17 protein-coding genes are annotated in these 20985 nt (G+C 58.8%); 10 read left to right on the top strand and 7 right to left on the bottom strand.

Annotated elements, in window-relative coordinates; translation table 11 throughout:
- The first annotated feature begins 268 nt into the window (after positions 1-268).
- On the top strand, positions 269-1030 hold the full coding sequence (locus AC2FIO_RS09190; protein ID WP_058274290.1) for an NAD kinase: 762 nt from the start codon (positions 269-271) through the stop codon (positions 1028-1030).
- A gap of 258 nt (positions 1031-1288) precedes the next feature.
- Here AC2FIO_RS09190 and AC2FIO_RS09185 read toward each other — a convergent pair whose 3' ends face one another.
- The 3 genes from AC2FIO_RS09185 to AC2FIO_RS09175 form a co-directional block, all read right to left on the bottom strand.
- Positions 1289-2722, bottom strand: a complete 1434-nt coding sequence (locus tag AC2FIO_RS09185) for an amidase family protein (protein ID WP_496697082.1) — start codon at positions 2720-2722, stop codon at positions 1289-1291.
- A gap of 91 nt (positions 2723-2813) precedes the next feature.
- Positions 2814-4703 carry a propionate-CoA ligase PrpE gene (gene prpE, locus AC2FIO_RS09180; protein ID WP_058274227.1) on the bottom strand — a complete coding sequence of 630 codons (1890 nt, stop codon included), beginning with the start codon at positions 4701-4703 and terminating at the stop codon, positions 2814-2816.
- A gap of 274 nt (positions 4704-4977) precedes the next feature.
- A complete protein-coding gene (locus AC2FIO_RS09175) occupies positions 4978-7251 on the bottom strand; it encodes an NADP-dependent malic enzyme (protein ID WP_058274225.1) in 2274 nt (757 codons plus the stop codon).
- Between the two features lie 185 nt (positions 7252-7436).
- Between AC2FIO_RS09175 and AC2FIO_RS09170 the strand changes: the two genes are divergently transcribed.
- The 7 genes from AC2FIO_RS09170 (at position 7437) to upp (ending at position 13835) form a co-directional block, all read left to right on the top strand.
- Positions 7437-8141, top strand: coding sequence for a hypothetical protein (locus AC2FIO_RS09170; protein ID WP_496697079.1), 705 nt, complete (start codon positions 7437-7439; stop codon positions 8139-8141).
- The gene (locus tag AC2FIO_RS09165) at positions 8104-9207 is read left to right on the top strand and encodes a cupin domain-containing protein (RefSeq protein WP_472724153.1); all 1104 of its coding nucleotides are present in this window, start codon (positions 8104-8106) and stop codon (positions 9205-9207) included. Before AC2FIO_RS09170 ends, AC2FIO_RS09165 begins: the two co-directional genes overlap by 38 nt.
- Positions 9208-9310: 103 nt before the next feature.
- Positions 9311-9703 (top strand): cytidine deaminase, encoded by a 393-nt coding sequence (locus AC2FIO_RS09160; RefSeq protein ID WP_282153767.1) that lies wholly within the window; start codon positions 9311-9313, stop codon positions 9701-9703.
- Positions 9704-9707: 4 nt separating this feature from the next.
- On the top strand, positions 9708-11015 hold the full coding sequence (locus AC2FIO_RS09155; RefSeq protein ID WP_496697077.1) for a thymidine phosphorylase: 1308 nt from the start codon (positions 9708-9710) through the stop codon (positions 11013-11015).
- Complete coding sequence (locus AC2FIO_RS09150) at positions 11012-12223, top strand: phosphopentomutase (RefSeq protein ID WP_496697075.1); 1212 nt, start codon at positions 11012-11014, stop codon at positions 12221-12223. The genes AC2FIO_RS09155 and AC2FIO_RS09150 overlap by 4 nt, the downstream gene beginning before the upstream one ends.
- Positions 12220-13206, top strand: coding sequence for an adenosine deaminase (locus AC2FIO_RS09145; RefSeq protein ID WP_496697073.1), 987 nt, complete (start codon positions 12220-12222; stop codon positions 13204-13206). Before AC2FIO_RS09150 ends, AC2FIO_RS09145 begins: the two co-directional genes overlap by 4 nt.
- A complete protein-coding gene (gene upp / locus AC2FIO_RS09140; RefSeq protein ID WP_058274218.1) occupies positions 13203-13835 on the top strand; it encodes a uracil phosphoribosyltransferase in 633 nt (210 codons plus the stop codon). Before AC2FIO_RS09145 ends, upp begins: the two co-directional genes overlap by 4 nt.
- 5 nt (positions 13836-13840) lie before the next feature.
- Here upp and AC2FIO_RS09135 read toward each other — a convergent pair whose 3' ends face one another.
- Positions 13841-14854, bottom strand: a complete 1014-nt coding sequence (locus AC2FIO_RS09135) for a hypothetical protein (RefSeq protein WP_496697071.1) — start codon at positions 14852-14854, stop codon at positions 13841-13843.
- A gap of 153 nt (positions 14855-15007) precedes the next feature.
- On the opposite strand from AC2FIO_RS09135, the gene AC2FIO_RS09130 reads away from it, so the two are divergent.
- Complete coding sequence (locus AC2FIO_RS09130; RefSeq protein WP_282169187.1) at positions 15008-15943, top strand: DMT family transporter; 936 nt, start codon at positions 15008-15010, stop codon at positions 15941-15943.
- A 321-nt stretch (positions 15944-16264) separates the two neighbouring features.
- Entirely contained in the window at positions 16265-17023 is a 759-nt protein-coding gene (locus AC2FIO_RS09125; protein ID WP_496697069.1) for a Hint domain-containing protein, read from the top strand.
- 63 nt (positions 17024-17086) lie between these two features.
- Here AC2FIO_RS09125 and AC2FIO_RS09120 read toward each other — a convergent pair whose 3' ends face one another.
- From AC2FIO_RS09120 to AC2FIO_RS09110, 3 genes are read right to left on the bottom strand one after another with little or no spacing between them, the layout of a single operon-like run.
- The gene (locus tag AC2FIO_RS09120; RefSeq protein ID WP_496697067.1) at positions 17087-19288 is read right to left on the bottom strand and encodes a 3-hydroxyacyl-CoA dehydrogenase NAD-binding domain-containing protein; all 2202 of its coding nucleotides are present in this window, start codon (positions 19286-19288) and stop codon (positions 17087-17089) included.
- Complete coding sequence (locus AC2FIO_RS09115) at positions 19281-19769, bottom strand: cupin domain-containing protein (protein ID WP_170560902.1); 489 nt, start codon at positions 19767-19769, stop codon at positions 19281-19283. The genes AC2FIO_RS09120 and AC2FIO_RS09115 overlap by 8 nt, the downstream gene beginning before the upstream one ends.
- On the bottom strand, positions 19769-20980 hold the full coding sequence (locus AC2FIO_RS09110; RefSeq protein ID WP_058275809.1) for an acetyl-CoA C-acetyltransferase: 1212 nt from the start codon (positions 20978-20980) through the stop codon (positions 19769-19771). Before AC2FIO_RS09110 ends, AC2FIO_RS09115 begins: the two co-directional genes overlap by 1 nt.
- Positions 20981-20985 lie beyond the last annotated feature (5 nt).

Here is a 20985-nt window from a genome sequence, read left to right as displayed (position 1 = left end):
GCTGACGACCCAGCTCGGATGTGATCGAGCCGAACAGCTCGGGATCACGGTCAGACAGGGACTGGGTGAAAAATCCGGTATCACGGAGATTGGCGTTCATGGGGGCTCCACATGGCTGGGTAAGAATCTTGCGGATTTCCTATCGGAAACGGTACATGCGCAAAAGCTTTAAAGCGACGAATTGGCCCGCTGTGGCGTCAAGTCTGGCTTATCGGGGAAAGGTATGGTTGTTTCGGAACCAAATGTGCAAGACCGGAAACCGCAACAAATGATCCAGAGAATCGCTTTCCTCGCCAGCGACGTCAAAGTGGCCCAAACAGCCCGCGACGTGCTGGTGAAACGTTATGGAAACGCGGCACCGCGGGATGCCGATGTTGTCGTTGCACTGGGCGGTGACGGGTTCATGCTCCATACGTTGCACAGCATGCAGCATCTGGACACGCCGGTTTATGGCATGAACCGAGGAACAATCGGCTTTCTGATGAACGAGTTCCACGAAGCCGACCTTATGGCCCGTCTGGGCGAAGCCGAGGAAGAAGTCATCAACCCACTGGCCATGCGTGCGATGGATCAGTCAGGTAAGATGCACGAGGCGCTGGCGATCAACGAGGTGTCGCTGCTGCGCGCAGGGCCACAAGCCGCGCGCCTCAGGATAAGTGTCGATGGCCGTGTTCGCATGGATGAACTGGTCTGTGATGGCGCGTTGTTGTCCACGCCTGCCGGATCGACCGCCTATAACTACTCGGCTCACGGCCCGATTCTGCCAATTGGATCAGATGTTCTTGCCCTGACGGCTATTGCTGCATTCAGGCCGCGTCGGTGGCGCGGTGCGCTGTTGCCCAAGATCGCCAAGGTGCGTTTCGATGTGCTGGATGCGGACAAACGCCCGGTCATGGCCGATGCAGATTCGGTTTCATTCCCTGATATCGACTGGGTCGAGATCCGCTCTGAACCTGCAATCCAGCACCGCATTTTGTTCGACCCTGGGCATGGGTTGGAAGAGCGCCTGATATCCGAGCAATTCACCTAAATTTTGGGACTTACGTTTTTTTTAGAACTTGTGTGAAGCAGTTCACATGAGCTTCATTAACTTTCCGCTAATCTGATCTTGCCCGGAGAACACGTCTAGGTGGGAGTGAGTGGCCACCAAACGACGTTTTCGAACGATTGCGCAGTTTACGCGCTGGCGAGGGTAGGTGGTGCTACGCTCGTTAATGATATCTGGGCTTATTTTAGTAAGCGGACCCCGGGCACAAAACCCCGGGGTCTATTTTCGTTTTGGGTCGCACTACGTGTCCATCTTCTCCCACAAGGGCAAGCACATTTGACCGACGCGCGCCTCAATTGCGGCGGCGGCATCCACGGCCATATCTTCACGCCAGCGGCGGGCAGCGATCTGGACATTGATCGGCTGCGGGCCGCTGGACAAATCCGCCAGCCGGGCCGGAACGCAAGCGGCGGGCAGGCCAAGGAAGTTCATCGCATAGGAATAAACGGCGCAGCCAAGAACCTCGTGCACCCCTTCGGCACCTTCGGTGTCCCGATCCGGCTTGAAGAATGGTTGCGGTAGGAAGGGCGACAAGACCAAAGCATAGTCTTCCGTAAACAACGACCATTCACGGGCATAGTGGCTCCGCTTGGCCAACATTCGGATCAGGTCGGTTTCAACTATGGGCGGGAATTCCTGAAAATAGACGTCAAAGATCTCGCGGATGGTTTCAGATCCTGCCGCCTTGATGTCGTTTTGCATCAATGTCAGGACTTCGCCCATCAAGGCGCGATACCCTGACCGACCACACTCGAATACATCCGGCGGGTCGATCTCCTCCACCAGATAGCCGGCGTCGACCAGCGCATCGCGGGCCGTGTCCAGCGCCTTGTCGACCTCGGGGTGCAGCGCGTAGCCGAAGGTGTTCTTGGTGAAGGCAACTTTGATCGGATCATCCAAGGCTTCCCCTCGCCACGGCATTGAAACGTGAAACGGATCGCGCGGGTCGGCGGCGATCAGGCTGGGCATGGACAGATGCAAGTCGGCGGCAGAGCGGGTAATCAGCCCCTGCACCGACATGGATTGTGCCAGAATTCCGCGTTCGGCTTGCTGGCTGGGGTTCCACGCGGGGACGCGCCCCAGCCCTGGTTTGACTGTGACCGCGCCATTGGCCGCCGCGGGAAACCGCAGACTGCCACCGATGTCGTTGCCATGCGCCAGCGCGCCAATCCCAGCCATCACGCCCGCACCGGCCCCGCCCGAAGACCCGCCGGGTGAGATATGGCGGCCCCAAGGGTTGTGTGTCCGGCCATGCAGCGGGTTGTCTGTATCGGCGCGGAATGAGAATTCGGGCGTGTTCGTCCGCCCGATCACGATGGCCCCGGCTTTCTGCAGATTGCGCACAACCGGCGCGTCGTCGGGCGCGATCACATCCTTCAGGGCAACAACACCGTTCGAGGTCGCACGCCCCTTTTGATCGACGTTAATTTTGATAGTGACGGGAACGCCATGCAACGGCCCCGCGGGTGCACCGCCTGCCACGGCCGCATCCAGTTCACGCGCACGCTCCAACGCCTCGGTGCTCAGGTCTTCGACCACCGCGTTCAGGTCTGGGTTGGCCTGATGCATTCGGTCGACTGCATGCTGAGTGACCTCCAACGCGCTCAACTCACCGCTGCGGGTCAAGGCGGTCAGGTCGGTGGCGTTCAGACGCCAGATATCGGTTTGTGTCATGGGCCCTCGCTGTCTTGGGATGACAGTAGGGGGCTTGTTTCAGGTTGCAAGAGAAAGACATGCGGGCGACGGATCGTCGCCCGCATGTCTGCTACTGAGCGTAGCCAAGGGTTTTCAACGCGACGGTGATCTCGTCCAGAATAGCCGGGTCATCGATGGTAGCTGGCATCTTGTAGTCCTTGCTGTCCGCAATCGACACCATCGTTCCACGCAGGATCTTGCCCGAGCGGGTCTTGGGAAGGCGGTCTACCACCACGGCTAGTTTGAACGCAGCAACCGGCCCGATCTTTTCGCGCACCAGTTTGACGACGTCTTGAACCACCTCGCCATGGTCGCGGTCACAGCCTGCATTCAGGCAAAGGAACCCTACTGGCATTTGACCTTTCAACTGGTCGGTCACACCGATCACTGCACATTCGGCCACGTCGGGGTGGGCGGCCAGAACCTCTTCCATCCCGCCGGTCGACAAGCGGTGGCCAGCGACGTTGATCACGTCATCAGTGCGCGCCATGATGTAAAGGTAGCCATCCTCGTCGACCATGCCTGCATCGCCGGTCTCGTAATAACCGGGGAATTGGTTCAGGTATGAACTTTTGAACCGATCCTCGGCATTCCACAGCGTTGGCAAGGTGCCCGGGGGCAGGGGAAGCTTGATCGCAATAGCGCCCAGCTCACCTGGCTTCATCGGATGACCGCCTTCGTCCAAAATTTGCACATCATAGCCAGGCATCGGTTTGGCGGGTGAACCCAGCTTGACCGGCAGTTCCTCGATCCCCAGTGGGTTGCCGGCGATGGTCCAGCCGGTTTCGGTCTGCCACCAATGATCGATCACCGGCACCTTCAGCGCGTCCTGCGCCCATTCGATCGTATCGGGATCAGCCCGCTCACCTGCCAGATATAAGGCGCGCAAGCAGGAGAGGTCATACTTCGCCAGCATTTCCCCCTTGGGGTCTTCACGCTTCACGGCGCGGATGGCGGTCGGGGCGGTGAAAAAGCTTTTGACCTTATGCTCGGAAATCACCCGCCAGAACGTGCCTGCGTCGGGGGTGCCAACAGGTTTACCTTCGAACACAATCGTCGTGTTGCCGTGGATCAGCGGAGCGTAGCAGATATAGGAATGCCCCACGACCCAGCCCACATCCGAGGCCGCCCAGAACACATCGCCCGGATCGACATCGTAGATGTTCTTCATTGTCCAGTTCAGCGCCACCAAATGGCCTGCGGTCGGGCGTACAACACCTTTGGGTGCGCCGGTGGTGCCGGAAGTATACAGGATGTACGCCGGATGATTGCCATCGACTGGAACGCATTCTGCCGGTTCGACACCATATTGGAAGCCATGCCAGTTGTAGTCGCGCCCTTCAATTAATTGCGCCACTTCCTGCTCGCGCTGGAAGACCACGCAGAACTCGGGCTTGTGGTTGGCCATGTCGATGGCCCCGTCCAGCAGCGGTTTGTAATGCACGACGCGACCCGGTTCCATCCCGCAGGATGCGGCGATGATGGCCTTGGGCTTGGCGTCGTCGATCCGGACAGCCAGCTCATTGCTGGCAAAGCCGCCGAACACCACCGAGTGCACGGCCCCCAGACGGGCGCAGGCGAGCATGGCCTCCAGCGCTTCGGGGATCATCGGCATATAGATGATGACACGGTCGCCCTTTTCGACGCCCTTGGCGCGCAATGCCCCGGCCAGATTGGCCACGCGGTTGCGCAGTTCGACATATGAAATCTCGCGCTTGGTGTGGGTGATCGGGCTGTCATAGATGATTGCGGCCTGTTCGCCGCGACCATTTTCGACATGCCGGTCGACCGCGTTCCAGCAGGTGTTCACTTTGGCATCGCTGAACCACTCATACAAAGGGGCGTTGTCGTCAAACAGGGCTTTGGTCGGCGGTTGAACCCAGTCAATTGCCTTTGCAGCGTTCATCCAAAAAGCCTCTGGATCCGATTTCCAGCCTTCGTAAATGTCCTGATATGCCACGGTGAACTCCTCCTAAATCTCCTTGAGAAATGTGTTATGGGGCCAAGGGGCACCGCACAAGCGAGCGCTGTGACGGAGCGTCACTTTATCGCAAAAAATTTGCAAGAATCCGCAGGTTGGCCTGCAAATTTTTGCAAATCATCGCCTTTTTGCTGACTTTTAAGGATCAATTTTGCGCTTTTGCAAAGTTGAATATTTTGACGTGCAAATTATTGCCTGCTGTGAATCAAACAGGGCGCCGATACTGGCGCCCTGAATACTGTGCTCAGGTTAATTAACCGTAATGCGCTACGGGTGTACCCGCGATCGCCGCCATATTGAGCAATCCGCGCGCAGTGATCGACGGCGTCACGATATGCGCCTTGTTGCCCATGCCCATCAGGATCGGGCCGACCTCTAAGCCATCGGCCTTCATTTTCAGGATATTGCGCACTCCGCTCGCCGCATCCGCATGGGCAAAGATCAGAACGTTTGCTGTTCCTTTCAGGCGTGAGTTCGGGAAGATCCGCGAACGCAGTTCAGGGTCGAGGGCCAGATCCAGATTCATTTCACCTTCATATGTGAAATCGCGCGGCTCGGCGTCGAGGATATCCAGTGCCGCCCGCAACCTTTTGCCCGATCCTTCAGCCTGATTGCCAAACTGCGACTGAGAACAGAAGGCGATTTTAGGCTCGATCCCGAAACGCCGAACATGACGCGCGGCGCCAATGGTCGACTCGGCCAGCTCTTCGGGGGTTGGTAGCTGCCGAACATGGGTATCGGCAATGAACAGCGGTCCGTCCTCGAGGATCATCAGCGACAGCGCGCCATGCGGGTGCAGATCGACATCGCCCAGAACCTGTTCGACGTAGTTGAGGTGCCAACGATACTCGCCAAAGGTGCCGCAGATCATGCTGTCTGCCTCACCACGTTGCACCATGATGGCCGCAATGGCGGTGTTGTTCGTCCGCATGATCGCCTTTGCCAGGTCCGGCGTGACACCGCGGCGTTGCATGATCTCGTGATACGAGTTCCAGTAGTCGTAATATCGCGGGTCGTCTTGCGGGTTTACAATCTGGAAGTCTTTGCCGGGACGGACCGTCAGCCCCAACCGTTCGCATCGTGCATTGATCACTTCGGGGCGGCCGATCAGGATTGGGGTTTCGGTTGTTTCCTCAAGAATAGCCTGAGCTGCGCGCAGAACACGCTCGTCCTCGCCCTCGGCAAATACGATCCGGCGCGAGGCCACGGCCGCGGCCTCAAAGACCGGGCGCATCAGCAGGGCAGACTTGAAGACAGACTGATTCAACCGTTCTTTGTATGCCTCGAAGTCGTCGATCGGGCGCTTGGCCACACCGCTTTCCATCGCGGCTTTGGCAACGGCCGAGGACACGACGCCGACAAGGCGCGGGTCAAAGGGTTTGGGGATCAGATAATCGGGGCCAAATGTCAGTTGCTCACCTTTGTAGGCCGCAGCCGCCTCGGCGCTGGTCGTGGCGCGTGCCATCTCGGCGATCCCGTCCACACAGGCGATCTGCATTTCGTCGTTGATTTCGGTCGCACCCACATCCAGCGCTCCCCGGAAGATGAAGGGGAAACACAGCACGTTGTTGACCTGATTGGGAAAGTCGCTGCGGCCGGTGGCAATGATCGCGTCCGGCGCGACTTCGCGTGCGGCTTGTGGCAAAATTTCCGGGCTTGGATTGGCCAGCGCGAAGATGATCGGGCGCTTGGCCATCTTCTCAACCATCTCGGGCTTCAGGACGTTCGGCCCGCTAAGGCCAAGGAACAGGTCTGCATCGCCGATTACATCGTCCAGCGTGCGCAAATCCGTTTTTTGTGCGAATTGATCCTTGTGCGGGTTCATGTCCTCTTCACGGCCTTCATAGACAAGCCCGTGAATGTCGCACAGCCAGATATTCTCGCGTTTGACGCCCAGTTTGACCAGCATCATCAGGCAGGCAATTCCCGCCGCGCCGCCACCGGTTGAGACCACTTTGACGTCTTCAAAATTTTTGCCGGCGACGTGCAGCGCATTCTTGGCCGCGGCACCCACGACAATCGCGGTGCCGTGCTGGTCGTCGTGAAAGACCGGGATGTTCATCCGTTCCCGGCACAGCTTTTCGACAATAAAACAGTCCGGCGCCTTGATGTCTTCAAGGTTGATCGCGCCAAAGGTCGGTTCCAATGCGCAAACGATATCCGCCAGTTTCTCGGGGTCGGGTTGATCGACCTCGATGTCAAAGCAATCGATCCCGGCGAATTTCTTGAACAAGACGGCCTTGCCTTCCATCACCGGTTTGGATGCAAGTGCGCCGATGTTTCCCAGCCCCAGAACAGCTGTCCCGTTTGAGACGACAGCTACCAGGTTCCCGCGTGCGGTATACAGCTCGGCGTTGGCAGGATCCGCTTTGATTTCCAGGCTGGCCTCTGCCACACCGGGCGAATAGGCGCGTGCCAGATCGCGGCCGTTCGCCATCGGTTTTGTCGCTTTGATTTCAAGCTTACCGGGCTTTGGATGGGCGTGATATTCAAGCGCGGCCTGCCGCAGGCTGGGTGTGTCCGACATCGGCGACTCAACTCCTCAGAAAATTTGATTTAGTGTTAAACTATTTCCCCGGCTTTGGCTACGCTACGTCATTTTGCAACAGTTTCGCTAAAGTTCACCGACTTCCCGTTGAAAAGCGTCGTATTGCTTTTACATTCGGGCAACTTTGGAGCCAACTTAGACCTGTCGAGCACTGAAAGCCATAAATGAGCTATAAAGACGAAATTCAGGCCGGGACTGCCTTCCCGGCGGAGCAAGTTGTGGTTGGCCCGGATCGCGCCGCTTACGTATCGGTTTTGCTGATCGCCATCCTTATCCTTGTCGCCGTCAGTATATGGCCGGTTCAAGCCCTTGCTCTGAACGAAGAGGGGGGATTGTTCGAAACGATTTCGGCCGCAGCGCTTTTTGCCTCAGGTCTGGCCGCGCTCTGGCGCTATCCCGGCATCACCCGTCTTTATATTGCGCTGGTCTGTCTGTTGCTGGCGGAAAGAGAGCTTGAGGCGGAAATCTATCCAGTCGACAGCCTGCCATATTGGGTCCTTAACGGTTTGGACAGTGTGCTTGATATGACGTCGGTCCGGATTGTTCTGGCCGTCATCGTGATCGGAGGTGCCCTATGGCATGGAGCCCCGACGGCATGGCGGGCGGCAAAGCGACGGGCGCCTTTTTTCGTGATTTTCGTGCTGGCGGGATTGCTGGCGGTAATCGCTCAGCTGCTCGAGGAAGTTTCCGGAATTTACCAGGCAGATCTGTCCACACTTATGACAGTGCGGCTCTTTGTGCTGGAAGAAACGCTTGAGATGTTCTTTTCGATTGGCATTTTGGCCTCTGTTCTGATCGGATGGCCAAAATCCGATGCCGAAGAGACGCTGAATGACCTCGACCTTGAACAACAGCCAGACGCGCGCTGAAATCCGACTGCCCACCAGCGAGCTGCGCGACGATATCCCGTTTTTCACAAAGACCCTCGGAATGAGGATGGATATGATCTATCCCGCTGACGATCCGAGTGTTGCCGTGTTTTCAGGCCACGGGTTGCGCCTTCGGGTTGAGAGGGACGCGCCTGAAGCGGCAGGCACGATCCGCATCCTGACAGACGATCCTGACGGTTTTGCGGGCGGACAGCGGACTCTGGTCGCGCCAAATGGTACACGGGTTGAAATTGACGAGTTGAACCCGCCGATGGTGATGCCTGAAACGGTGCATTCCTTTGTGGTTCGCAGGCTCAAGGATCAGGCACCCTGGATCATCGGGCGGGCGGGGATGCATTACCGCGATCTGGTGCCAGATCGGCTGGGTGGGTCGATCATCGCCAGCCATATCCGTATCCCCGATGGGGGGCCGGTGCCGGATATGGTGCATTTCCACAAGGTCGGGTTTCAACTGATTTTCTGCATCCATGGTTGGGTCGACGTCGTGTACGAGGATCAGGGCGAAAAAATGCGCCTGACAGCCGGGGATTGCTTTATCCAACCCCCAGAAATCCGCCACCGCGTTCTTGAAGCCTCCGATAATGTTCAGGTGATCGAAATCGGTGTTCCCGCCGAACATGTCACCGAAATCGACCACGAGATGGGCCTGCCTACGCCGAATTTCCGCCCGGACCGCGAATGGCAAGGGCAGCGTTTTGTTTATAACAAAGCCGAGAATTCAGAGTGGGGACCATTCCGCCTGCCAGGATACATCTGTCGCGACACGACGATTGCCGAGAATACCAAGGGTGTTGCAGGCGTGCAGGTAGTACGAAAAGGGCAGGGTGAACCGGTCTGGGCGACGCATGACACGGATATCCATTTTACCTTCGTCATGACGGGCGAGGTAACTTTGGAAGGTGAAGGGCGCGACCCCTACCGTCTGGAACAAGGGGATGCGTTCGTGATCCCGCCCGGTATGCGCACCAAACTGTCCGAACCTTCTGATGATGTCGAATTGCTTGAAGTCACCCTTCCGGGGGTCTTCAATACCGATCTGGGCTAGGTGAGAATTTGCCTGGGAATCTTGTACTCGGGGGTTCAACTCCCCGGGCAGTTTCCTTTAGGGTGTGATTTTCTGACCAGTTGATCAAAAATGGGGAATCGCCATGACTTTGAAAGATGCAGCACTGTCTGTCCGGGAAAAAGCCTATGCGCCTTATTCCAACTTCAAAGTTGGAGCTGCACTCCGGTCAGCCAGCGGTGAGGTCTATTCCGGCTGTAACGTGGAAAATGTGGCGTATCCCGAGGGCACCTGTGCCGAGGCCGGAGCTATTGCCGCGATGGTCGCCGCGGGCGAACAGGAACTGTCCGAGGTCTATGTTGTCGCCTCAAGTCCGCAACCGGTTCCGCCGTGTGGCGGTTGCCGGCAAAAGTTGGCCGAATTTGGCAAGCGGGACGTCAAGGTGACGTTGGCGACCATGGATGGCGCCGAGTTTGTAACCACGATTGGACAATTGCTGCCGGGCGCTTTCGACGCCTCGCACATGGAGGACGTGTGACCCCATGGACGCCCGTTCGATCATTGCAAAACTGCGCCGGAATGAAGTGCCGACCGGAGATGAGCTAAACTGGTTCGCGCAAGGTTTGGCCGATGGTGGTGTCAGCGACGCCCAAGCGGGCGCTTTTGCCATGGCCGTCTGCATGGGCGGATTGGGTACCAAAGGGCGCGCCGATCTGACGATCGCAATGCGCGACAGCGGTGATGTGCTCAGCTGGGATTTCGATGGCCCGGTAATTGACAAACACTCGACCGGTGGAGTGGGAGACAGCGTAAGCCTCGTGCTCGCCCCTGCACTGGCCGAGATGGGGGCTTATGTCCCTATGATCTCGGGGCGGGGTCTGGGTCATACTGGCGGTACCCTGGACAAGCTTGAGGCCATTCCTGGTGTCAGCACCCAGATCGGTCAGGACCGCCTGACGCAGATTTTGCGGGATACAGGCGCGGCCATTGTCGGGGCTACGGGGCAGATCGCCCCGGCCGACAAACGCCTTTATGCGATCCGTGATGTGACGGCGACCGTTGAAAGCCTGGACCTGATCACAGCGTCGATCCTGTCCAAGAAACTGGCCGCCAGCCCCGAGGCATTGGTGCTGGACGTCAAGGTCGGCAGCGGCGCGTTTATGAAGACGCTGGAGGATGCGCGCAAACTGGCAAAGGCCCTGTCGGAAACTGCGAATGCAGCAGGTTGCCGGACCTCGGCGGTCATCACCGATATGCACCAACCTTTGGCGCCTGCGCTGGGCAATGCGTTGGAAGTGGCCGAGGTGATGAAGGTCATGACGCAAGACCCCTATGCCCCGCTGGCCGAAATCTCGGCCGAGTTGGGCGGGGTTCTGCTGGCGGATGCCGGGATGTTCGCAACCGCCGAAGAAGGGCGCGACAAGATCACGGATGTCATCCGCGACGGTCGCGCGGCGGAACGCTTTGGGCGTATGATGGCAGCCGTAGGCGCGCCGCTGCAGTTTGTTGAAAACTGGTCCCGGTACTTGCCAGAGGCCAGCGTGATCCTTGAAGTTCCGGCACCGACCAACGGACACATCACTGCCATTAACGGTGAGGCGCTGGGCCTGACAGTTGTTGCACTGGGCGGCGGACGGCAGGTTGAAGACGACGTCATTAACCCGGCCGTGGGTCTGTCTGACATCGTCCGGCTGGGCGACAAAGTCGAGAAGGGCGCGCCTTTGGCGGTAATCCACGCTTCGCGGGAGGATGCCGCGCGGCGGGCCGCCCAGAGCGTTCTCAGCGCGATCACGGTAGGTGCCGATGCCCCGGCAGAGCCCACTCTTGTCCACGAAAGGATTACGCCGTGACCCGCGTGTTTCTTGTGGTGATGGACTCGGTTGGCATCGGCGGCGCGCCGGATGCTGATCGGTTCTTTAATGGCGATGTGTCGGACACTGGTGCAAACACACTGGCCCATATTTCACAGGCCTGCGCCGAAGGGCGGGCTGAAGACGGGCGCTCAGGCCCACTGTGCCTGCCAAACTTGGATGCGCTGGGACTGGGGGCCGCAACGCGGTTGGCATCGGGGTCGGAAACGCCGGGGTTGGAGGTCGATCCGTCTGGGCGCTGGGGGTGCGCGAGAGAGCATTCACTGGGCAAGGATACGCCTTCGGGCCACTGGGAGCTGGCCGGTCTGCCGGTGCCGTGGGATTGGCATTATTTCCCGGATACCACGCCAACCTTCCCCGCCGACTTAAGCTGGGCTGCGGCCCAGGCGGCTGGAACAGACGGTATTCTGGGTGATTGTCACGCCTCGGGCACGACCATTATCGCCGATTTGGGGGCCGAGCATATGCGGACCGGTTGGCCGATCTGCTACACCTCCGCTGACAGCGTTTTCCAGATCGCGGCACATGAGGAGAGCTTTGGCCTCGACCGCCTGCTGGACATGTGCAAGGCGCTTGCCCCGCGGTTGCATGAGATGAAAGTGGGTCGGGTCATCGCGCGACCTTTCACAGGCTCACCCGATCAGGGCTTTACCCGCACCACCAACCGAAAGGATTTTGCCATTCTGCCGCCGGCGCCGGTCTTGACCAATTGGGTGCAGGATGCAGGACGCCGCGTCCATGCGGTGGGCAAGATCGGTGACATCTTCTCGATGCAAGGGATCGACACGCTACGCAAAGGGTCGGATGCCGAGTTGATGGGCCACTTGTCCGATTTGGTCGATCAGGCCGAAGAAGGCAGCCTGACCTTTGCGAATTTTGTTGAATTCGACAGCCTCTATGGCCACCGCCGTGATATCAGCGGCTATGCCCGCGCCTTGGAATGGTTCGACCGCGAGATCGGTTTGATCCTGAACAAGCTGCGCCCAGGCGATCTGATGTTGCTGACCGCCGATCACGGCAATGACCCCAGTTGGATCGGAACTGACCACACGCGCGAACAGGTGCCCGTTCTGATCGCGGGGCAAGGCACGGGCCAAATCGGGGCCGTCGATTTTGCCGATGTCGCCGCAAGTATCGCACACCATCTGAACATTCCGGCACAAGGGCCGGGGAAGAGTTTTCTATGACCGTCGCAGACCTACCCAAAATCGAGTTGCACCTGCACCATGAAGGGGCAGCACCGCCTGAATTCATCCGCCAGCTTGCGCATGAAAAACGCATAGACCTGAGCGGTATCTTTAAATCAGACGGTAGTTATGACTTCCGCGACTTCGCCCACTTTCTCAGTGTCTACGAGGCCGCCTGCGAGGTGCTTAAATCACCCGAGGATTTCCGTCGCCTGACCTTGGCCATTCTGGAGGAGAGTGCTGCGAATGGGGTGGTCTATTCGGAAACTTTCCTCAGCCCTGATTTCTGCGGCGGCGGGGATGTACACGCCTGGCGTGACTATCTGAACGCCATTCAGGATGCGGCAGACGAGGCCGAGCGCAAGTTCGATATTACCCTGCGCGGCGTTGTCACGTGCGTCCGACATTTCGGACCCGAACAGGCGAAACAAAGCGCCTATTGCGCAGCAGAAACCGCCGGCGAATGGATCACCGGGTTCGGAATGGGCGGCAATGAGGGTGTCGGGACGCAGGGCGATTACAAATGGGCCTTTGACTGCGCCCGCGAAGCTGGGTTGCGCCTGACCACCCATGCCGGAGAGTTCGGCGGGCCCGAAAGCGTACGCGATGCTGTTCGGGACCTCGGTGTCGAACGGGTCGGCCACGGCGTGCGGGCCATCGAGGACGACGATCTGATCCGGGAACTTGTCGACCGCGAAGTCACGCTTGAAGTCTGCCCCGGTTCCAACGTGGTTCTGGGCCTGTTCCCCGATTTTGCGGCACATCCGATTGCCCGGTTGCGCGATCAAGGTGTGAACGTCACAGTTTCCACCGACGACCCGCCGTTTTTCCATACCACCATGCGGCGCGAATATGAGATGCTGCATCAGGCCTTTGGCTGGGACGCCGAGGATTTTGCGGCCCTGAACGACACAGCCCTGAATGCGGCCTTCTGCGATGATGAAACCCGCGAACGGGTCAAGAAAAGACTGGAGAGAACATGAGCGAACACCTGACCGTCGTTGACCACCCGCTGGTGCAGCACAAACTGACGCTCATGCGGGACAAGGGCACCTCGACCGCTGTTTTCCGACAGCTGCTGCGCGAAATCACCCTGTTGCTGGCCTATGAGGTCACGCGTGAACTGAAGCTGACCACCCGCCACATCGAAACCCCAATGGAGGAAATGGACGCCCCCATTCTGGCCGGTAAAAAACTGGCTCTGGTGTCGATCCTGCGTGCGGGCAACGGAATGCTGGACGGGGTGCTGGAACTGGTTCCCTCGGCCCGTGTCGGGTTTGTCGGGCTGTACCGCGACGAAGAAACCCTGAAGCCTGTGCAATACTACTTCAAAGCGCCTGAAGGTCTGAAGGATCGGCTGGTCATCGCGGTTGATCCGATGCTGGCAACCGGCAACAGCTCGGCTGCGGCGATTGATTTGCTGAAAGAAGCCGGGGCGACGGATATCCGTTTCCTCTGCCTGTTGGCCGCGCCTGAAGGCGTCGCCCGCATGAAAGAGGCGCATCCTGACGTGAACATCGTCACGGCGTCGCTGGATCGCGAGCTGAACTCAAAAGGGTATATCATGCCTGGGTTGGGCGATGCCGGCGACCGGATGTTTGGCACCAAGTAATCGGTTTACTCGCCACAGATATTCTGCAGCCGGACCCAATCGCGGTCCGGCAGCACTTGTGGCAGCGGGCGTCCGGCCATCGGGTCGGCCTCGATCAGGCCGAGAGTGTCTTCCCCCGTGACATCCACAGCATAGGCATACGGCGTTGAAGGCAGCGCCGCCTGGGCGAAAACTTCTAGCAAAGCTTGGTAGGGCAAAGTTGGGCGCGGTTCTGACAAGACCTGTTCGGTATAGGCGTCAACGATCTCGGGCGTCAGCTCTCCGGTTGTTAGCAGGCGGAATGCCGTGGTTGGGCCGGTTCGGTCCAGTACCTCGTCCAAGGGATCCTGTGCGGCAGCCCGCGCGCGTTCGGCGATGATGTAACCGGCGGCGATGGATGGGTCCTCGTGATCTTCAACCAATGAGCGGTTCAACAGAATGATCCCACCAGGCAGGCCGAGGCTTGTTTGCACCCCGGCGGGCAGAATAACGACCTCTCGCACTCCGGTTCGGGCTGCCAGTTGGTCCAACGCAGCCTGTGCATCCTCTGAGGTGCACGAAACACCCGAAACCCGTTCAATCCGGTGCAGGATCGCATCCCCGATATCGTATCGCTTGATCTCGGGGACAACAGAAACGACGTGGTTTTGCAGTGCGGCCGGAACCCAAAGCAGCAATAGTGCGGCAACTGCAGCAACCACTCCCGCAACACTAAGCCAACGCAACCGCCCGGGATGCGGGCGCGACCGATCAATTGCCTTTTGCAAACGGTCGATCGCCGCGATCATCGTCGTCTCGGTTTCCTCCAGCTCCAGCGTTTCGTCGGGGTCTCCGTCCGGGTTGAAGATTGCGGGATAAAGTCCTGGGTTCTGTCGCTCCAGCGCAGCCAATGACCAATGCGTCAATGCCCGATCGTTGAAATCAGAAATCGTCAGCGTTGCTTCGCCAATCGACACCACAACCTCGCGCCGCTGCACGTCGGGCGAGGGGCGCCACAGACCGGTGGCTTCGATCCGTTCGTACTGTTTCAGAGCCGTCATCAAGGTGAAGTTTGCTCGTTATTATTTTGCCCCAGCTTAACATGGTAAATTCAAAGGGCGCAAACCAGTTGCGCCGTCTGCAGTAAATGTGCTGGATACAACAGCGCGCGAAGGATCGGCCTGTCGTGCTCCACTGTTATGCTGAGGTGAATGATGCAGGCGGACACTCAGACGTCACCGATACTGGCATCGGTGCTGATGATCAGCGCGATGGCGATCATCGGCGTGATAGACAACGTAGTGATCCTGTTGGCGGAAACGGTTGGCCTGTGGCAATTCCACCTGAGCCGCGCGTTGCTGATGTTGCCGCTGATCTTTGGTCTGTCGCTATTGGGGCTGGGCAGTATGCGCCCGAAACGATTTGGCCCGGTGATTCTGCGCAGCGTACTGATCACCCTGGCCATGTTGTTCTATTTCGCGTCGCTTGCGGTCATGCCGATTGCGCAGGCGCTGGCCGGGTTGTTCACGTCGCCGATCTTTGTCCTGTTGATCTCGGCCTTGGCAATGAAACAACGGATTGGTCCTTGGCGTATCGTTGCGGTTTTGCTGGGGTTTGCAGGGATCCTGTGCGTGCTGCAGCTTGACCCCTATGATTTCGATACCCGCAGCCTGTTGCCGGTCGCCGGGGGCCTGTTCTACGCGTTGAGTGCCGTTATCACGCGCAGCCACTGTTCGGATGAAAGCACCGTCGCTCTGTTGGCCGCGATGATCATCACGCTGGGGGCAGCCGGGGGGATCGGTCTTCTGGTTCTCGAGCTGATTCCGGTGGCCGCGCCGGATGGTCCCGACGGTTTCGCCGCGCGGGGTTGGGTCTGGCAGATGCAGCCCGCATTGTTGTGGATCGCAATACAGGCGGTTGGTTCCACGATTGCCGTCTTCATGTTGATCAAGGCCTATCAGGTGGGCGAGCCGTCCTATGTCGCGGTCTTTGAGTACTCGGTCATGATCTTTGGTCCGCTCTTTGCTTTTGCGGCCTTCGGGCAGGCAATCGGGCCGATGCAGATTGCTGGGATTGGCTTGATCGCAATCGCTGGTGCCCTGTTGGGATGGCGTGCAGGGCGCGAGGCTGCTCGGCCAGAACCGGTTTAGCCGTATCCTGAGGCCAGCTTATTGTTTTGAGAGGGCAAGCGGGGATCATTCAGACCTGACCCCGATGGGTGTAACATGACCCGGGCGATTTCAATCGACGGGCTCCGACAGATTCGGCCGCACGGATAAGCGCTGGTGGTCATTATAGTTTCCAAAAACCTGCCAATATTTCCCAATTGCGCAGTGTTGTTCAAAGAATTGTTGTTTTTCACGGCTTTAAGAACGCAAATTGGGCAGCAATGTGTCTAAACAAAGTCGGCCATGTTTAAGTTGTGCTAGTCGTTATGAGTAGTTGTTTTGTGTCAGAAGTGGGTGCGACACGTGTTAAAAGTACAGAGTGTTTTGAGTTATGAGGCCGTTCCGAACCATCAAGTGCAGGACAACCCTGCGGTTTCGCTGAACGCGCGTCGGGGTGGTTTTGTCCACGGAACTAAGATCGCGACGGATCGCGGTTGGCAGCCTGTTGAAGGACTGCAAGCAGGCGATCTGATCCGAACGATGGACAACGCGTTCAGGGCAGTCTCGCGGGTTGCGACCGATTGCATCGCAATCCCTGCCAGTGAGACCAAAGCGGAAAACCTGCCGGTCCGTGTGCCGTCAAACACTTTGTATAATGGCGATCCGGTCTGGTTGATGCCAGAGCAGGGCGTGGCGTTGGATAATACCAAATTGAACCGGGGTCCGATCACGCTGCCGATCAGCATGCCCGTGGTCCCTGCGCGGGTTCTCAGCGGTACGTTCCGGCTTTCGTCCAGCGCGCCATCATTGCTGTTTGAGGTTTGTTCGTTGTTCTTTGAGCAAGACGAAGTGATCTACATTGAGGGCGGCCTGCGCGCCTTTTGTCCTGCGGGCCGCTTTGGGTCGAACAGCCGGCCCGCGAACGCCTCTTACAAGGTGGTCGATGCTGAGCGGACCGAAGATCTGATCGACATGGTCGCGCATAGCAGGGATATAGCAGTGCTTGCAAACTCACTGGGCGCGCTACCGGCGCCGATCATGCAGAACCCGATATTTCCAGCGCGGCCTGTTATGGGCGCGCGACGTCCCGGGCGGCCGGGGCGGCCTGCTCCGATATTCTAATTTATTTAAAGCTATTAATTAAAGAATGGCGCTGGCGCGGTAACCCGCACCAGCGTCTATTTTTTAGGCAACTTTTGCTTCGGGGTCAAAGCGACCATAGAAGCTCTGGCCTTTCTCAGCCATCTCACGCAGCAGCGGCGGGCAGGCGAAACGTTCACCATACTGTGCCGTCAACTGGTCGCAACGCTCGGCGGCGTAGGGCGTGCCAATGATGTCCAGCCAGCTGAGCGGACCACCCGACCATGGCGCAAAGCCCCAGCCAAGGATCGCACCCACGTCGCCTTCGCGGATGTCCTCTAGAACGCCTTCTTCCAGCGCGCGGACCGCTTCCAGAACCTGCGCGAACATCAGTCGCTCCTGCACTTCGATCAGGTCAGGCTGGTCCTCGGCATGCGGGTATTTCTCCTGCAGACCCATCCAGTACTCGGTACGCTTGCCTTTTTCGTCATAGTCGAAGAAGCCCGCGTTTGCCTTGCGGCCCAGACGGCCCTGTTCTTCCATCCAGAAGATCAGATCATCGCCCGGGTTTTCCGGATAGGCATCGCCCATCGCGGCTTTGGTGGCGCGTGCAATCTTGGCGCCCAGATCAATCGAGGTTTCATCGTTCAGCTGGATCGGCCCAACGGGGAAGCCCAGCTGACGCGCGGCGTTGTCAATCAGCACAGGGCTGACGCCCTCGGTGATCATGCGCAAACCTTCGTTGATATAGGGGATGATGCAGCGGTTGGCGTAGAAGAAGCGTGCGTCGTTGACCACGATCGGCGTCTTGCGGATTTGGCGGACATAGTCCAGCGCCTTGGCCACCGCGCGATCACCGGTTTCCTTGCCCTTGATGATCTCGACCAGGAACATCTTCTCGACCGGTGAGAAGAAGTGAATCCCGATGAACTGATCCGGGCGCACGCTCGCCTTGGCCAGATCCGAGATCGGCAGGGTCGAGGTGTTCGAGGCAAAGATGCAATCCTCAGGGATGATCGCCTCGACCTTCTTGGTCATCTCGGCCTTTACGCCGACGTCTTCAAACACGGCTTCGATGATCAGGTCGCAGCCCTTGAGGTTGTCCAGATCCGGCGTCGCAGTGATGCGACCCAGCATGGCCTCTTTCTTCTCAGCGGTGACCTTGCCGCGCTTCATACCCTTGTCCAGGTAGCTCTCGGTGTAGGCCTTGCCTTTATCCGCGGCCTCTTGGTCACGGTCGATCAGAACCACTTCCATACCGGCCTGAGCTGAGACCAGCGCGATACCGGCACCCATCATGCCCGCGCCCAGAACGCCGATCTTCTTGACCCGCTGATCGGGTACGCCCGCCGGACGCACAGCGCCTTTTTCCAACGCTTCCTTGTTCAGGAACAGCGACCGGATCATCGCACCCGACGACGGGTTCATCAAAACAGATGTAAACCAGCGCGCTTCGATCTTCAGCGCGGTGTCGAAATCGACCAGTGCGCCTTCGTAAACTGCACTCAGCAGAGCCTTAGCCGCAGGGAAGGCGCCTTGGGTTTTGCCGTTCACCATCGCCGACGCGCCGACAAAGTTCATGAAACCGGCTGGGTGGTAGGGGGCACCGCCGGGCATCTTATAGCCCTTCGCATCCCAGGGTTTGACGATATCCGCGTCCTTGGCGTTCAGCACCCATTCCTTGGCTGCGGCCATTGGGTCGGCTGCGATCTCGTCAATATAACCCGCGCCCTTGGCTTTCTTGACGTCCAGCATTTTGCCTTCCAGCAGCAGCGGAGCGGCGGCAATCGCGCCAACCTTGCGGACCATCCGGGTGGTGCCGCCCGCGCCGGGGAAGATGCCGACCATGATCTCGGGCAGGCCATATTTGGCCTTGGGGTTTTCGGCCGCAAATATGCGATGCGTAGACAGCGGCAGTTCCATGCCAATGCCTGCGGCAGTGCCGGGCAGAACGGTCGCAATCGGCTTGCCGCCCTTCTTGGTCTTGGGGTCCATGCCCGCCATCTCGATCTTGCGCAGTAGGGCGTGCATCTGCATCGTGCCCTCGAACAAGCCTTTTGCCGGGTTGTCGCCCGCCTGTTCCTTCATCACGGCCAGCAGGTTCAGGTCCATGCCGCCTGCAAAGGAGCCTTCCTTACCGGATGTGATAACGATCCCTTTGACGTCTTCATCAGCCAGCGCCTGATCGACCAGATCGCTCAGTTGCGCCAGCCCGTCAAAGGACATCACGTTCATGGTTTTCCCGGGCACGTCCCAGGTAATAATGGCGACGCCGTCTGCGTCTTTGCTCAGAGTGAAATCAGTCATTGTCATCTCCAATCTGGTCAGCCGTCAGCGGGCTGCCATCTTTGCGGGTGAAGGCGAATCCGTTCTCATCATCCTTCACCATCATGTCTATGTCGCTGTAATAGCCGGTCTCGGTCGGGGTCCGTGTGCCCACCACCAGAAAGGTCGCGGGCGCATCGGTTTTGTTCACAAGGTGGTGGCCGTTGGCCTCACCTGCGGGCCAAGCGGCGCAATCGCCGGGCTGCATCTCATGCTCACCATCGTCATCGATCAGCACGCAGGTGCCGCTGAGCATGATGGCAAATTCGTCCTGCTCCATGTGGTAATGGCGCAGCGAAGACATGCCTTGCGGTTCCAACCGCACGATGTTGACCCCGTATTGGGACAGCCCGCCTGCATCGCCCACACGCTGGACGAAACGACCTGCGGTCGCCTCGGCCAGTTTGCCGGGATAGGCCGAGCCACCCTGAAACGGGATCTGAGAGAGATCCAGCTTGGGCATCAGACGCGCTCGATGATCGTCGCTGCACCCATACCGGATGCAATGCAGAGCGTGGCCAGACCGGTTTCCTTGTCCTGACGCTCCAGTTCATCCAGCAGAGTGCCGATGATCATCGCACCGGTTGCGCCCAGCGGGTGGCCCATGGCGATCGAACCGCCGTTGACGTTGACCAAACCGGGGTCGACATCAAACGCCTGCTGGAACCGCAGAACGACTGAGGCAAAAGCTTCGTTCACTTCGAACAGGTCCAGATCACTGATCTTCATTCCGTTGTCGGCCAGAATCTTCTCGGTCACCGGTACCGGGCCAGTCAGCATGATGGTCGGATCGGTGCCAATCTTGGCAGTCGCTTTGATGCGGGCACGTGGCTTGAGGCCGTATTTCTCACCGAATTCCTTGTTGCCGATGAGAACCGCCGCAGCACCGTCCACGATGCCCGAGCTGTTGCCCGCGTGGTGGATGTGGTTGATCTTTTCCAGATGCGGGTATTTCAGCATGGCCACCTTGTCGAAGCCGGGCATCTGTTCGCCCATCATCTGGAAGGCCGGGTTCAGGCCACCAAGGCTTTGCATGTCAGTGCCGGGGCGCATGTATTCGTCGCGGTCCAGAATGGTCAGGCCGTTCTGATCTTTGATGGTGATAACCGATTTCTCAAAGCGGTTGTCTGCCCATGCTTCCGCGGCTCGGCGTTGCGATTCCATCGCCAACGCGTCTGCGTCATCACGGCTAAAGCCATATTCGGTCGCGATGATATCGGCCGAGATTCCCTGTGGCACGAAATAGGTGTCCATCGCCAGCGAGGGATCAACGGCAATCGCTGCGCCGTCGCTGCCCATGGCAACGCGTCCCATCATTTCCACGCCACCTGCGATGTACGCCTGGCCAGCGCCGCCTTTGACCTGGTTTGCTGCCAGGTTCACCGCTTCCATGCCGGACGCACAGAAACGGTTGATCGCCAGACCGGGGATCGACTGGTCCAGGTCCGAGGCCAGAACAGCCGAGCGTGCCAGACAGCCGCCTTGTTCCATCACTTGCGTGACATTTCCCCAGATCACGTCCTCAACGGCGTGGCCTTCCAGATTGTTGCGCTCTTTCATCGCATTCAGGGTCAGGGCGGACAGGCGTACCGAGGTTACCTCGTGCAGACTGCCATCCTTGCGGCCCTTGCCGCGCGGGGTGCGCAGGGCGTCATAAATATAAGCTTCGGTCATGGGGT

Source organism: Ruegeria sp. CDSB086, assembly GCF_059611065.1.
The sequence above is the reverse complement of the archived record's forward strand: the minus strand, read 5'-3'. Positions and strand labels throughout refer to the sequence as shown.